This is a genomic window from Sphaerisporangium corydalis (genome assembly GCF_025506355.1).
Classification (GTDB): Bacteria; Actinomycetota; Actinomycetes; order Streptosporangiales; family Streptosporangiaceae; genus Sphaerisporangium; species Sphaerisporangium corydalis.
The window spans coordinates 150440-165364 of record NZ_JANZYP010000003.1 but is presented as its reverse complement, the minus strand read 5'-3'; the positions used below and the strand labels follow the sequence as shown (position 1 = coordinate 165364).

The 14925-nt window shown below is 69.6% G+C and carries 11 protein-coding genes and 1 tRNA gene; 6 read left to right on the top strand and 6 right to left on the bottom strand.

The features are described from left to right. Positions 1-96: 96 nt before the first annotated feature. Positions 97-3003 (bottom strand): cellulose binding domain-containing protein, encoded by a 2907-nt coding sequence (locus NYZ98_RS03615; protein ID WP_262841004.1) that lies wholly within the window; start codon positions 3001-3003, stop codon positions 97-99. Between the two features lie 271 nt (positions 3004-3274). Between NYZ98_RS03615 and NYZ98_RS03610 the strand changes: the two genes are divergently transcribed. The 5 genes from NYZ98_RS03610 (at position 3275) to NYZ98_RS03585 (ending at position 9267) form a co-directional block, all read left to right on the top strand. After that, complete coding sequence (locus NYZ98_RS03610) at positions 3275-4951, top strand: sodium:solute symporter family protein (protein WP_262841003.1); 1677 nt, start codon at positions 3275-3277, stop codon at positions 4949-4951. A gap of 12 nt (positions 4952-4963) precedes the next feature. Then, entirely contained in the window at positions 4964-5230 is a 267-nt protein-coding gene (locus tag NYZ98_RS03605; protein ID WP_262841002.1) for a hypothetical protein, read from the top strand. Positions 5231-5370: 140 nt separating this feature from the next. Next, a complete protein-coding gene (locus tag NYZ98_RS03600; RefSeq protein ID WP_262841001.1) occupies positions 5371-6447 on the top strand; it encodes a cellulose binding domain-containing protein in 1077 nt (358 codons plus the stop codon). A 178-nt stretch (positions 6448-6625) separates the two neighbouring features. Then, a tRNA-Ile gene (locus NYZ98_RS03595) sits at positions 6626-6699 on the top strand. Between the two features lie 1932 nt (positions 6700-8631). Further along, complete coding sequence (locus NYZ98_RS03585; RefSeq protein WP_262841000.1) at positions 8632-9267, top strand: hypothetical protein; 636 nt, start codon at positions 8632-8634, stop codon at positions 9265-9267. 7 nt (positions 9268-9274) lie between these two features. On the opposite strand, the gene NYZ98_RS03580 is transcribed toward NYZ98_RS03585, so the two are convergent. Next, positions 9275-10201: a DUF4142 domain-containing protein gene (locus tag NYZ98_RS03580; RefSeq protein ID WP_262840999.1), complete on the bottom strand. Its 927-nt coding sequence runs from the start codon at positions 10199-10201 to the stop codon at positions 9275-9277. A 46-nt stretch (positions 10202-10247) separates the two neighbouring features. Then, positions 10248-10523, bottom strand: coding sequence for a hypothetical protein (locus tag NYZ98_RS03575; RefSeq protein WP_262840998.1), 276 nt, complete (start codon positions 10521-10523; stop codon positions 10248-10250). Between the two features lie 771 nt (positions 10524-11294). Here NYZ98_RS03575 and NYZ98_RS03570 point away from each other — a divergent pair. Continuing rightward, positions 11295-12137: a siderophore-interacting protein gene (locus tag NYZ98_RS03570; RefSeq protein ID WP_262840997.1), complete on the top strand. Its 843-nt coding sequence runs from the start codon at positions 11295-11297 to the stop codon at positions 12135-12137. Here NYZ98_RS03570 and NYZ98_RS03565 read toward each other — a convergent pair. From NYZ98_RS03565 to NYZ98_RS03555, 3 genes are read right to left on the bottom strand one after another with little or no spacing between them, the layout of a single operon-like run. After that, complete coding sequence (locus NYZ98_RS03565; RefSeq protein WP_262840996.1) at positions 12126-13037, bottom strand: FAD:protein FMN transferase; 912 nt, start codon at positions 13035-13037, stop codon at positions 12126-12128. The genes NYZ98_RS03570 and NYZ98_RS03565 overlap by 12 nt on opposite strands. Next, positions 13034-13471, bottom strand: a complete 438-nt coding sequence (locus NYZ98_RS03560) for an FMN-binding protein (RefSeq protein WP_262840995.1) — start codon at positions 13469-13471, stop codon at positions 13034-13036. The genes NYZ98_RS03565 and NYZ98_RS03560 overlap by 4 nt, the downstream gene beginning before the upstream one ends. A gap of 17 nt (positions 13472-13488) precedes the next feature. Continuing rightward, entirely contained in the window at positions 13489-14910 is a 1422-nt protein-coding gene (locus NYZ98_RS03555; protein ID WP_262840994.1) for a ferredoxin reductase family protein, read from the bottom strand. Positions 14911-14925: the final 15 nt, after the last annotated feature.

Here is a 14925-nt window from a genome sequence, read left to right as displayed (position 1 = left end):
CACCTGGCCCCGGTCGTCCGACGACCGGGGCCAGGCGCTTTCCCGCTCCGCTACGGCCGACCTCAGCTCGTCGTGCGGGTGACGCTGCGGCCGAGCTCAGCTCGCCGTGCAGGTGACCGACGCCGGGACGGCGTTGGCCGTCGTCCACGACGCGCCGAAGCCGAACGACGTCGAGGCGCCGGCGCCGAGGTTCCCGTTGTAGCTCGCGTTCCGCACCGTGACGTCGGCCCCGGACTGGGTGAGGACGCCGCCCCAGAGCTGGCTGATCGTCTGCCCGTTGGCGAAGGTCCACTTCACCGTCCAGCCGGTGATCGCCGCGGTGCCGGCGTTGGTGACCGCGACGTCGGCCTGGAAGCCGCCCTGCCAGGAGTTGGTCACCTTGTACACCGCCGCGCAGCCGCCGCCGCCCGACCCGCCACCGCTGGTGGTGCTGAACGTGACCGGGCTGGACGCCGTGGAGCTGTTGCCCGCCGCGTCCCTGGCCACCACGTAGAACGTGTACGAGGTGCTCGCCGACAGCCCGGTCAGCGCGAACGACGCCGACGAGGCCGTGCCGACCTTCACGTCGGTGGTGCCCGCCTCCCGGTACACGTCGTACCCGCTGACCCCGATGTTGTCGGTCGACGCCGTCCACGACAGCGTGGCGCCCGTTGAGGTGATCGACGACGCGGCGGGCGTGCCGGGCCTGGACGGGGCCGTGGTGTCCGGCGTGGTGCTCCCGCCGGTGCGGTCGCCGTAGATGACGCCCCGGCCGTTGGTGCCGATGTAGACCCGGCCGTAGATCCGGGGGTCGCCGGTCAGCGCCTCGCCGAAGTTGCCGTACTGGTGCGCGGCGTCGTTGATCCGCACCCAGGTGACGCCGGTGTCGTCGGACCGGTAGACGCCGTGCACGCCGTCGACCATGCCGATCAGGTACAGCGCCTGGTACGTCCGGCCGGACGCCGCCTTGCCGAAGCCGATGTTGTTCGCCTCGGTCGGGCCGCTCACCTTGGTGAACGAGGCGCCGGAGTTGGTGGAGTGCCACAGCCCGGACGTGCCCCCGGCCAGCCAGACGTCGCCCTCGGCGCCGGGCAGCGCCTTGAAGTGGACACTGCCGGTCGTCGGCAGGCCCGTGGCGGCCGTCTTGGTGAACGCGGCGCCGCCATTGGTGCTGACGTAGAAGCCGCCCGCCGAGAAGGCGTAGAACTTGTTCTTGTTGACCCGGTCGGACTCGATGACGGCGTTCACCGGCACGCCGCCGGCCTGCGTCCAGGTGGTGCCGTAGCCGGCCGAGTAGACGACCTGCAGTCCGGAGTCGCCCGGCGCCCACACGAACCGGGTGCCGTCGGCGTTCGCCGCGACGGTCCCGCCGCTGTTGACCCCGCCGGGCTCGGTGCCCTGGAACCAGTTGGCGCCGCCGTCGGTGGAGAAGGCCACGTGACTGTCGTTGGGCCGGTCGGAGTCGGTGAAGTTGCCCGACCTGACCATCACGCTCGGGTTCGTCTCGGCGTAGTCGAGGCTCGTGGTGCTGGTGAACGCCGGCTGGGTGAACATCATCGACGGGACCCGGGTGAGGTCGTCGTGCCGGAAGCCGCCGATGTCACCCAGGGCGCTGACCAGCGGCGCGCCGGACGGCGGGCTGACCAGGTCCAGCACGGCGGTCTCCTCCAGACCGGCCGCCATGGGCTTGATCGTGAACTGGGTGCCGGCGTCCCACTTGGTGAGGTCGGTGGTGCCGTACAGCGTGGCCCCGGTTCCGTACATCATCCGGTCGGAGCTGAACGGGTCGATCTCCAGCGACTCGGTCATCCAGCCGAGCTTCGGCGTGACCTCGGGCGGGGACGGGTTGCCGCCGAAGGTGAGCCACGGGGACGCGCTGATGTCCATCTTGTAGCGGAACGAGCGGTTGGGGTAGCTGGTGAAGTCCCACACCCGCGTCCAGGTGGCCCCCGAGTCGGTGCTGCGGAAGAAGATGACGTCGGGCCACCACGAGATCTGGGTGGCGACCATGAGCGTCCCGGGATGCTGGCGGTCGACGGTCAGGCCGCTGTAGCCGAAGTAGTCGTCGGCGCTGCTCGACGGGATCGGGCTGATCTGGGTCCACGCGCCGGTCGCGGTGGCGTACCGCCACACGTCGCCCTTGGCCCCGTCGTACGGCCCGCCGGTGTCGCTGGTGGCGATGTAGAGGTAGCCGTTGGTGGTGTCCAGGACGCCCTTGTGCGCGATGTACCCGGTCGGCTGCCCGGCGACCCGCTCCCACGTCGACCCGCCGTTGGTGGTGCGGTAGACGGTGTTCGCCTTGTCCGCGACGCCCACGTAGATCGTCTGCGTCGCGTTCCCCGAGGTGCCGGTGCGCTTGTCGAACGTCACCCAGACGACGCCCTGGTTGTCACCGAGGTAGGCGTCCCCGGGGCTCTGGATGTAGTTGCCGGGATTGGGGAAGTTGGCGACCTTCGCCCAGGTGACGCCGGAGTCGGTGCTCCGCCACAGGCCGTTGCCGCTGGGCGCCCCGAAGTACAGCACGCTGTTCCTGTTGGGGTCGATCGCCAGCCGCTCGCCCATGCCCCGGCCCGGCATGTTCCCGCCGAGCTTGAACGGCAGGGCCGTGGTCTGCCAGGTGGCGCCCTTGTCGCTGGACCGCAGGATCGCCCCGTTGTTGGGGTCCCAGGAGTTGGTGTACATCCCGGCGGCGGCGTACACCTTGTTCGGGTCCACGGCGTCGGTGGCCAGGCTGACCACGCCGTTCAGCCCCCAGTTGGCGTAGCCGACCCAGTCGAGCAGCGGGGTCCACGTCTGGGTGGACTGGTTCCAGCGGTACGCGCCGCCGATGTCGGTGCGGGCGTAGATGAGGTCCTTCTGGGTCTGGTTGAAGACGATCCCCGGGACGAACCCGCCGCCGGCGATCTGGACGTTCTTGTAGGTGTACGGATCGGACGCGGCCGCCGTCACCGGCGGCGCCTTGACGCCCGCGAGGAAGGACGCGGCCAGCGCCATCGCGAGCATGCTGAGGAGCTTCTTGCGCATGAACGGTTCCCTTCGAATCACTTCGAAACGCGGACAACCGCCATGCACGATCAGGTGGGACCCTGACCGTCGACCTCCAGCGTGCATGGTACCGACGAGGCTCCTGACAGCCTCGGCCGCAGGTTCACACAGCCGGGCCCCGTGCGTCAATAGTTTGACGCCTAAACTTTCTCGGCACGGGTCCGGGGCGGTTCGCGCTGTGTTCCGGGCTCCGCACAACTCGTCGAAACCGGCAGGTGAAAGCGTCAAATTTCAGGGTAACGGGGGGTTCGTGGCTAATCACCTGGCTCTCGCGGCGCAGGACCTGAGACTGGACGTCAACTGGCTTGACTACACCGTCCTGGCGCTCTACTTCGTCACCGTGCTCGGCATCGGCCTCGCCGCGCGCCGTGCCATCCGCACCAGCCTGGACTTCTTCCTCTCCGGGAGATCCCTCCCCGCGTGGATCACCGGCCTGGCGTTCCTGTCCGCCAACCTCGGCGCCACCGAGATCCTCGGCATGGCCGCGAACGGCGTGCAGTACGGCGTCGCCACCGTGCACTACTACTGGATCGGCGCCGTCCCCGCGATGGTGTTCCTCGGCGTCGTGATGATGCCGTTCTACTACCGCTCCAAGGTGCACAGCGTCCCCGACTTCCTGCGCAAGCGCTTCAACGGCCAGACCCAGCTGCTCAACGCGATCACCTTCGCCGTGGCGCAGATCCTCATCGCCGGCATCAACCTGTACGCGCTCGCGCTGGTCATGGGCGCGCTGCTCGGCTGGCCGCTCATGCTGTCGATCGTCGTGTCGGCGGCCATCGTGCTCGCCTACGTCGTGCTCGGCGGCCTGTCCTCCGCGATCTACAACGAGGTCATGCAGTTCTTCGTCATCCTGGCCGGGCTCATCCCGATCACCGTGCTCGGGCTGATCAAGGTGGGCGGGTTCTCCGGGCTGGCCGACAAGGTCAAGAGCTCCTCGCTCGGCGAACCCGGGCTGCACGCCTGGGCGAACACCGGTTCCGCCGACGCCAACCCCCTCGGCGCCCACTGGATCGGCATCGTCCTCGGCCTCGGCTTCGTCCTGTCCTTCGGCTACTGGACGACGAACTTCGCCGAGGTCCAGCGCGGCCTGTCCGCACGCAACACCAGGGCCGCCCGGCTCACCCCGATCATCGCCGCCTACCCCAAACTGGTCATCCCGGCCGTCACCGTCATCCCCGGCCTCGTCGCCCTCGTGCTGTTCAACGACCTCGGCAAGCCGGGCGGCCCCCAATACAACGAGGCGATCCCGCTGCTCATGGGCGACCTGCTCCCCAACGGCGTGCTCGGCATCGCCGTCACCGGCCTGCTCGCCTCGTTCATGGCCGGGATGGCGGCCAACATCAGCGGCTTCAACACCGTCTTCACCTACGACATCTGGAAGTCGCACGTGAAGAAGGACAAGCCCGACGAGTACTACCTCAGGCTCGGGCGCCTGGCCACCGTCGCCGGCGTCGTGCTCGGCGTCGGCACCGCGCTGATCGCCTCCGGGTTCAGCAACATCATGAACTATTTGCAGACGCTGTTCTCGTTCTTCAACGCGCCGCTGTTCGCCACGTTCATCATCGGCCTGTTCTGGAAGCGGATGACCGCGTGGGCCGGCTTCTGGGGACTGCTGACCGGAACGATCGCCGCGTTCGCCACCTACATCCTGTTCAAGGTCGGCGTCATCGACTTCGGCACCGAGCTCAACGCCACCTTCTGGGGCGCGGGCACGGCGTTCGTCGTGGACGCGATCGTCTCGGTCGCGGTCACCCTGCTCACCACGCCCAAGCCGGAGAGCGAACTGCGCGGCCTGGTCTACGGCCTCAGCGACGCCTCGATCGCCGACGACACCGTCAAGGGCGACACGGCCTGGTTCCGTTCCCCCATCGTCCTCGGCACCGGCGCCCTCATCCTCGCCGCCGCCCTCTACATCCCCTTCATCTGATCGGAGATCCCTGTGAGCGACGAGACCGGCCGCAAGCGCGTCGCCCGGCTGTTCGACATCCGCCGCATCATCGGCGGCCTGTTCCTCCTGTACGGCGTGATCCTCACGGTCGCCGGCCTCCTGGACGGCCAGTCGGCGGTGGACAAGGCCGAAGGGGTGCGCATCAACCTCTGGACGGGAGTCGCCATGATCGTCACCGGCGCCGTCTTCCTCATCTGGGAACGCCTCCGCCCCCTCGACACCCCCGCCCCCACCGAAGACCCCGACCCCACCGACTGACCCCATCTCCAGCTCCCCCGCTGTAACTTTCAACCCCCGGAGCGGCCGGAGCCCAGGTCACCGCCCCATGCGGCGCCCGGCTCCTTCCTCGCGGCGACCCCGTGTCCCTACCATCACGAGGCGACCAGCGGAGGTGAAGGATGGCGACGACGACCAGGCGCGCGCTCCTGGCGGTGGCGGCGGCGTTGATCGGGGTACTGGCGTACCTGGTCATCACGCCCGCGCCACCCGCCCGTGCCGCGACCGTGAAGATCATGCCCCTCGGCGACTCCATCACCGGATCCCCCGGATGCTGGCGGGCCCTGCTGTGGAACAAGCTGGTCCAGGGCGGATACACCGGACTCGACTTCGTCGGGACCCTGCCGCCCCAGGGATGCGGGGTGTCCTACGACGGCGAGAACGAAGGACACGGCGGCGCGCTCGTCACCAACGTGGCCGACCAGAACCAGCTCCCCGGCTGGCTCTCCGCCACCAGCCCCGACGTCGTCCTCATGCACTTCGGGACCAACGACGTATGGAGCAACCGCCCGACGGCCACCATCCTCACCGCCTACGGCAAGCTCGTCGACCAGATGCGGGTTTCCAACCCCGCCATGAAGATCCTCGTCGCCCAGATCATCCCGATGAACCCCAGCACCTGCGCCGAATGCGCACAGCGCGCCGTCGCCCTCAACGCCGCGATCCCCTCCTGGGCGCAGTCCAAGACCACCACCCAGTCGCCCGTCGTCGTCGTGGACCAGTGGACCGGCTTCAGCACCTCCGCCGACACCTACGACGGCGTGCACCCGAACAGCACCGGCGACCAGAAGATGGCGAACAAGTGGTACCCGGCCCTCGTCCAGTTGCTCGGCACGACCCCGCCCCCCACCACCCCGACCCCGACGCCCACCATCTCCACCCCGCCCCCCACGGCCGGCGGCTGCACGGCCACCTACAAGATCGCCAACTCGTGGCCGGGCGGCTTCGGCGGCGAGGTGACGGTCAAGAACACCGGCACCACCGCGACCACCGGCTGGACCGTCACCTGGACCTTCGCCAACGGCCAGACCATCTCCCAGCTCTGGAACGGCGCCCTGACCTCCAGCGGCAGCGCCATCACGGTCAAGAACCTCGGCTACAACGGCGCCCTGACCGCCGGCGCCTCCACCACCTTCGGCTTCAACGGCACCTGGACCACCACCAACACCGCCCCCACCCCCGCCTGCGCGGCCACCTGACCCCGCCCCGACCTGATCGGTCCAGGGTCGGCGGCTCATCCCAGGGCGTCAGCCGCCCACCCTGGACCTGATCACCACACCCCCGACCCGGCCGTACCAAACTTGTCCAGGGACCGGCTAAAGTGAACAACTCCCCGTGCTCACATGGACGCCAACTTATGAGAGACTCCAGGCTTGCGGGGCGGTAGCTCAGCCGGTCAGAGCAGCGGACTCATAATCCGTAGGTCGTGGGTTCAAGTCCCACCCGCCCTACTCCCCCACCTTCCGAAACACCCCTTGACCAGCCACTTCCCCCGAAACGGCCCGCACACCCAAGCAGCCGCCCGCCACCGAAGGCAGCCGCAAGCCGTTGCTCACGGGATATGCGCGGGATGGAAACGGCTTCGTTCGCCCAGCTCAGCCGGGCAAAAACGAAGGGCCACAGGATGACCGTGACCCTTCGAGATAGATCGTCTTCAAGGCGCCGGCGCACCCATGATCCGCTGGTTGGCGACCTCACGCTGACCGTCGATGCACTTGGCGTAGACCCGGGCAACACGTCCGCGCGGTGTCCAGCCCGTCCAGCTACGTCCGGAGCCGCAACACCCACGTTGAGCCAGAGCGAGACCGCCGCGTACTCGCAGGTCGTACGGCCCGCCGGCCAGAGGAGACGCGACCTGGCCAGGGGTCAGAGCGTACGTCCGTGCCTCCTTCCAGACCTTCCCGTACGCGGTGCCGACGAAGACGCTGCCGGTAAGAGTCCGGAACAGCCGCCCGTCAGCCACGGTGCCATGCCGATCGATGTGCTCCCGGAGATTCATTACCAGCTCAGGAGGGATCGGCACATCCCGTAGTTCCGGGGGGATCAGCCGGACGCGTTGGTCCAGGTTGAACCACACGAGAGGGGCAAAATCCGAGCTGCTAATGCGGTTTGGATGCAGTGTCCGCACGCGGGATATGTATGGATGATCTCTCGCCCACGGTTGACCCGATGAGCGCTTATGCCGGATCAGAGGCCACGGACTGCTTCCGACGACCGATCGACCCATAATCCGTCAATCGTGGTTTCAAGTCCCACCCGCCCTACCAGCCAATCCTTTGATCGCCAGGCAGTCCTTTCCGCAGTGAGCCAGAACTGCCGGTGTCCGAGAGTTGCGGCTGCCACCTTCATGTCCCACCTTCGCCGCAAGCATCAGCGTCGCCGCACAGTGACGGCCATCATCCGATCGCACCGGCGGCAAGCCCGACCAAGCCACCAGCCGACTCCACCGCTTACTGAGGTACTGCAATTCGAGCGGCGCGCCCAGCTCGGTGGTGCACACCGCACCCGACCCGACCCGCCGGCCGCCTATGATGCCGGCCTCGGCGTCCTGGTCCTCCAGCACGCTGATCGTGCGTGCGTCCAGGTCGGTGTCGGTTCACTCGATCCGCACCGCGGGCGCCGGCATCCGTGCTCGCCACGCCCTCTCGGCTCCGAATCTGGCACGAAGTCGACGACGGATGGCAGGTAAGCCTCTGGGAGCGATCCGCCTCTCCGCTGATCATGAGAAATGGCTCAACCTGTCACTCCTAGTACGAAGGAGACACACAGCATGCTGCTACGCAGCGTTAAGTCGATAACCATCACGGCGATCGCCGCCTGCACCGTACTTCTCCCCTTGACCTCCGCCAGTGCGAGCGCGGCTACGAGAACGTGGTACGGCCCTTACGAGACTCAGGGTCTGTGTGAATACTGGCGGTCGGCCATGGCCGCGGTGGATTCCGGCACCAGCCCTCAGTGCTACGACCAGTACAACCCTAAGAAGTGGAAGTTCTACGTAGAGTCCTGATGCCGCCGGCTTTCTTCGGCAGCCACACGGAAGGGCTTGGGCGTCGTGTGCCGGGACCGGCCGCAGAGCCGCGACCCGGCCCGCGCGGGACCGCTTAGGGTCGAACCGCTTACCCAGGGCGTCCCCGCACCTCTTCGGAGGGCGAGGGCGCTCTGCGGTAGCGACCCTAGGCTCAGGGGGGCCGGAATAGACGAACGGCGTGGTGAACGCGGGCAGTTCGTTGACGGTGACATCCTGGCCGGCGATATCGGTCGCCTGGTCACCGGTTTTCCCTGGTCGGTCGCGCTTCAGGTGCTTGATGCCGTTGCACAGGTCAGCTGTCAAGTGCTGGGGCTCCAGGCCGCGAGGCGAAGGGAGATTCCGCCACCATAGCGTGGTGAATCTGGACCGAATCTCTGAATCCACCGCCACGCTGATCGCCGCGATCATGGCCGTTATCGTCGCGGTCGCCATACCCGTCGCCGGATGGTTGTGGTCAGGATTCGCGCGGCGAAGCGCGCGCCGAGCCGAGCTCGCGGATCTCTCCGATCGACTCATCATCGCCGTGGCGCGTTTCGGGAGCGCCCTGGATGTCCATCACCAGTTGTGGGTATCGGGGGCGGCGAAGGCCAAGGTCGGCGTCCTTGCACTCGCCGAGCTGGCCGAGGGGTGGGCGCGCTACCACGAAGTCTGGGGCGGGCTCGGAGGGGCGTCCCGTGCCGTCATGGGCTGGGACTTCGCCGGGAACGCCGCCCTTGTCGGTTCGCTGGCGGAGCCTACCGCGCAGATCGCCGCGACGACGCTACTGCTGGATCGGTGCGGGGACGAGCGGCTCGCCACCGCTGGGAGAACCCTCGCGGACGCCGCGCTCTCGATGCGGGATCACGGTGACAAGGAGGCTTTGACGGTGGCGATGGAGGTGTTCGCCGCCGAACGCTGGCGGGTGGCGAAGCGGGCGCCGTGGTGGAAGCGTCTCGCGTCATGGCCTCGGCGTGGCGCTCGCCGGCCCGCCCGCGTCAAGGCGGCCACCTGAGCGTAGGTCATTGGCTGTCGGTGGAGTGGTGGCTCTCCTCGATGTCGTCGAGTAGCGAGGTCGCGGGGGGTGCGCTCGGCAGGGGTTGTCCCGTCGGGACCGTCGAGGGAACCGCGCTCACGGTCGGGGCGGGAGGCAGGGCGTGGTCCCCGGCCAGGCCCGTGCCCTCGAGCAGGCCCATGTGGGTGTTCACAAACTTCGCCGCGCTCTCGGCGAAGCCGCGGATCAGAGTGTTGCGGGTGGAAGCCCGGACCGCGCCGATGGCGGGGAAGATCTTCCCGTGTGCCATGCGCAAACGCATGACGGCCGTCTCGTCGTAGGCGAGTCCCTTCTTGGCGGAGATCTCGGCCATCCATCCCTTCTGGTCCTCGTTGGGCTCATCGGGCAGCGGCACGCGCAGCTGCGCCGCCACCTCCCGGACCTCGGCGTCCAGACGTTCGTGCTGCCGGGCGATCTCCCCGAGGTTCTTCCTGGTGAGGGCCCGGAAGCCGCGTCGCGCGGCCTGCCTGCCCGTCGGGATCTCCCAGAGGCCGGCCAGACGTACCTTGACCACCAGATCACGGTCCGCCGCACTCAGCGGGCCCCACGGGGTCGAGATCGTCGCCTGCGACGCCGCATCCTGGGACGCCGTCCCGTCCGCCGGGGCGGCCCCACCTGTCGGAGCGGCCGTGTCCGCCGGGGCCGCGCCGTCCTGCGGTGTCGCCCCGTCCTGGGGTACCTGCGCCGAAGAGCCGGAATCCGCAGGCGCGGCATCGGCACCCTGCAGCGACGCGATGATCCGTGGCACCAGCTCCTCCGCCGGTAAGGCGCTCGGCACCGGCCCGGTGGCGGCCGCGTCCGGCTTGCCAGAGTCTCCGGAGCAGGCCGTAGTCGTCTGAAGCACGATGAGGCTGAGAACCACGGTGGCGACCGAGGCGATACGTGCGCGTCGCATCTCTGCCCGATCCCTTCTTGCCTGGGGGAATCGCGACCCGTCGCCACTACGGCGACGACCGCTCATCTGGAGCTACGGACAGTTCGCGTGACCAGTTCGACGGCATTGGAACGAGTTTCCGGTCAACCGCGCGCCGGACCACCGGGCGACCCCCGGCCACCGTCCTCGACCACGCCGCTGAGCACACGGTCCGGGCCCGTGCCGAGTCGGCGAGCGCGCGCCGTCCTTCGAGGTCAGAACGCATCTGCGACTTCTGGACGAGCACGGCGCCGTAATAGCCGTTGACCTCGACCGAATCGGCGACCGGTTCGTTCTGATCCACGACAGGTCGTCCTTTCAGGGGTCTTGGCCGTGGTCAGGGCCGCGATCTCAGCGCCTCGCCTTCCCGTGCTTCCCTGCCGTACCGTAAGTGGTACCGGCGAAGGCGCCTGTGTTCCGACTAGCCTTCAGGTGTGGCCTCTCCCCGGAGCACCCGCCAGGTTCTGATATACAGCGTGGGATTCAGTGTCGCCAGCGCCGTAGGTGTGACCGCACGGCACTTTGTCGACCATGGAAGCGTTCCCGCCGCTCTCACCGAAGGTGCCTGGATCCTGGCCCTTGTCTTCCCATTCCTTTTCGCAGTTCTCTACCTGGTCTCGCGAGTACGCGAATCGAGGGAAGAGCCGAAGACCACCCCTCTGGCTGGGTGAGGGTCCGCGGGGGGTAGCCGGTCGAGCCGGCCCGCTCGGAATCTCGTGAGGCCAGGCAGGCGCACCACGTCGCGGTCGACATCCGCCCTTCGCCCCGTACTTCTCGCTTTATCTACGTCGACGGCCCCGTGAATGGGAATCACTCGGAGCCTCTCGAAAGACCTCAGCAAGTACTGGATGCGGTCCGTTCACGGCCGGGTCCCCCTTCTTCGCGCTCTTGGGGCTCGGTGGGCAGGGGTGCCCCGGGGGCTGTGCCGAGTGGGAGTGGTTGTTCTCTAGTCTGGAGGGGCGGAGCGCGGCGGGTGTCGTGCGTGGAGGGTGGAGGGGATTCTTGTGGGGGCTGAGATCGGGAGTAAGGCCGCTGAGCGGCTGGGCGGTTCGGTGGCTGGACGGCGGGGGCGGGCATGACCGAGCGGCCGGTGCGGCGGAAGCAGACGGTGACGCAGGCCGAGGTGCTGCGGGTCGAACGGGTGACGCCGCACATGATCCGTGTCGTCCTGGGCGGGCCGGGGCTGGCGGGCTTCGGCGCGGGTGAGTACACCGATCATTACGTCAAGCTGCTGTTCCCCCCCGAGGGGGTGACCTACCCGGAGCCCTTCGACCTCCAGCACATTCGTGGCGAGCTTCCGCGCGAGCAGTGGCCGGTCGTGCGTACCTATACGGTGCGCCGGTGGGACGCCGAAGCGGGTGAGCTGTCCCTGGACTTCGTCTACCACGGGGACGAGGGCATCGCCGGTCCGTGGGCCGCGTCGGTCCGTCCCGGCTACGAGCTGCGGTTCCTCGGCCCGGGCGGCGGGTACGCGCCCGACCCGGCGGCCGACTGGCACCTGCTGGCCGGTGACGAGAGCGCGCTGCCCGCCATCTCCGCCGCCCTGGAGCGACTGCCGGACGGCGCGCGGGCGCACGTCTTCGTCGAGGTCGCCGGGCCGGAGGAGGAGCAGAAGCTCGCGTCGCCCGGGGACGTGTCCATCACCTGGCTGCACCGGGGGGCGGGACGCGTCGGCGAGGCCCTGGTCCGCTCGGTACGGGCCCTCGACTTCCCCTCGGGCGCGCTCCAGGCGTTCGTGCACGGTGAGGCGGGCTTCGTGAAGGAGCTGCGGCACCTGCTGCGCGTCGAACACGGCGTGCCGAGGGAGGCGCTGTCCATCTCGGGGTACTGGCGCGTCGGCCAGGACGAGGACGGCTGGCAGTCCACCAAGCGCGACTGGAACCGGCAGGTGGAGGAGGAGCAGGAGTCAGCCTCCTGACCAGCCTGTGGTGGTGTGGGTTGTACCTGTGGTGGTGAGGAGTTGGGCTTCTATGCGGGGGAGGCTGTTCAGCCAGTCGATCGCGTCGGTTCCCCGGGCCGCGGCGGCGGTGGCGTAGACGTCGGCCCACAGGAGGTCCGGGCCGGTCACGGTCACCGCGCGTACCTTCGTGGCGGGGGCGCGGGTGTGGGGGTCGGTGATGTGGGCGCCCCGGTGCGCGGTCCCGGAGGTGGCGACGGCGCCGTCGCGCACGGTGATGACCCCTGTCGTCCGGCTCGGGCGGTCGGGGTCCTCGATGCCGACGCGCCACGGCGGCCGGCCGTCCGGGGCGTGCACCAGGACGTCGCCGCCGGCGTTGAGGCACCACCCGTACCCGTGGAGGCCGGCCAGGTTCCGGGCGGCCCGTTGTACCGCCCAGCCCTTGACCAGCCCGGACGGGTCGTAGGTGCGGCCGTCGGCGCGCGCGTCGAACCAGCCGCCGGTGCGCAGGCGGGCCTGCTCGCACAGCGCCACCACCTCGGCGAGGGTGAAGTCGGCCTTGGGGAGGGTGCCGTTGACCTCGGCGAGCGCGGCAGCGGCTTCGGCGAGCGTGCCGTTCGCCTCGGCAAGCGCGGCGCCGGCCTTGACGAGCGCGGCGTCGGCCTCGGCAAACGCGGCGTCGGCCTTGGTGAGCGGGACGTTGGCGCTGTGCAGGGTTAGTTCGCCGCGTTGCCAGCGGGAGAGGTCGCTGTCGTCGCGGTAGGGGCTGAAGACGGCGTCGGCGTGCCTCAGTTCGGCGAAGACGGCCGCGACGCGGTGCTCGACGTGCGCGGCGGAGGGGTCGTCGCAGCGCACGTGGACGCTGACGGGCATTCCCATGATCTGCTGGACCCATGCCCGGCGTTGGTACGCGGCGGTCATGAGAGGTGGGCGGCGTCGAGGGCGGCCTGCAGCGACGCGATGTAGCCGTCGCTGGTGACGGTGGCGCCGGAGACGGTGTCGATCTCGGCGCTCTGCGCCTCCACGGTCTCCTGGCGCAGCACGGGGAGCGCGAACGCGTTGATCTCCTCGTCCCTGCGGTTGCCGGCCGGGAAGACCGGCACGTCCACGCCGGTGATCCTGCCGCCGCTCACGGTGATGGTGACCTGCACCGGCCCCCACCGGGTCTGCGCGACCGACCCCTCGTACGTCCCGCCACCGCTCCCCGCGCGGGCGGCCGCCGGGGCGTTCTGGCCGGGGGCGGCGGCGATGGCCGCGGGTGGGGTCGTCGTGGGGCCCATGGTGCTGGTGCGGTAGGTGAACAGGAGTACCAGTACCGCCACCGTCGACAGCACCCACAGTGTGACGCGTCGCATCGTCGTCGTCCTTTCACTCACCAGGAGAACCGTTCGGTACGCAGGTTTCGGGCGGGTACGCCTGCGGACCGCGCGGCGGCCGTGACCGCCTCGGTCCAGGCGTCCGGGCCGCAGACGTAGACCTGGGCGGCGGCGATGGCCGGCGCGGCCCGAAGCAGCGCGCCAGCGTCGCTCTGCCCGGCGAGGGAGCGCGGCAGCCACGACGCGCGGCCGGCGCGCGGGCCGTACACGTAGACGACCCTGAGCCCCCGCGTCTCGGCGAGCAGGTCGAGCTCGCCGCGGAAACCCACCTCCCGCTCGCCTCGGGCCCGGTAGACCAGCGTGGCGTCACCGGGCCGGTAGGGCAGGTCCCACAGCATGGCCAGCAGCGGCGTGATACCGATCCCGCACGCCAGCATCACCAGTGGCCCGCCCGTGTACGTCTCGCCGGTCAGCTTCCCGTACGGCCCCTCTATGAGCGCCCGGGTGCCGGGCCGGAGGGAGGCCACCCGGGCGCTGCCGTCGCCCAGGTCCTTCACGGTGATTCGCACCAGGTCGTCCCGGGGCGCGCCCGACAGGGAGTACGGGTGCGCGCGCGACCAGCCGGGCCCGTCCAGGAAACGCCAGTTGAAGAACTGGCCGGCCCGGACCGGCAGCGTGTCCAGGCGGCGGCCGGTCAGGTAGACCGACGTCAGCCCCGGCCCTTCCGTGGTGACGTGGCTGACGGTCAGGCGGTGCCGCCGGCTGCGCCAGAGCGGGAGCCCGATGCGGCAGGTCAGCACCGCGCCGACGGCCACCGCGTACAGCGTCCACCAGTACGCCCGCGCCGCCGGGGATCCGACGAATTCCGACCCGTTCCACAACTGGTGCGGGAGCGCGAGGCCGACGCCCAGGTAGGCGTACAGGTGCAGCAGGTGCCACGACTCGTACCGCAGCCGCCGCCGCGCGGCCCGCACCGAGGTGACGACGACCAGGACCAGCAGGAGGGTGCCGGCCGTGGCGAGCAGCATCCCGGGATAGGACACGATCATGTCCCACGCCTCGGCGAACGGGTTCGCCCGCACCGTCGCGGCGTACCCGATCGTGATCAGCACGAGGTGCGTCACCATCAGGGAGAAGGACGTGAAGCCCGTCCACCGGTGCCAGCGCGCCAGCCGGTCCTGCCCGAAGGCGCGCTCCACCATCGGGACGCGCGCCATCAGCAGCACCTGCGCCAGCAGCAGGTCCGCCGCCCAGAGCCCGGTCACGCGGCCGATCGCCGTCACGGCCTCCGGCCCGCCGCCCAGCACCTGCGGCACGCCCTGACCGCCCACCCACAGCGCCGTGACGGCGATCATGCTCGACGCCGCCGCGACCACGGCGGTGTACGTCCACAGGCGAGGGGAGGCGCGCGGGGCGGCGGCGCCGGGTGGGCGGGCCGGCCGCGGTTCCGAGGACCGGAGGGCTGCTGTCGTGGTCATGACCCCACCTTCGGC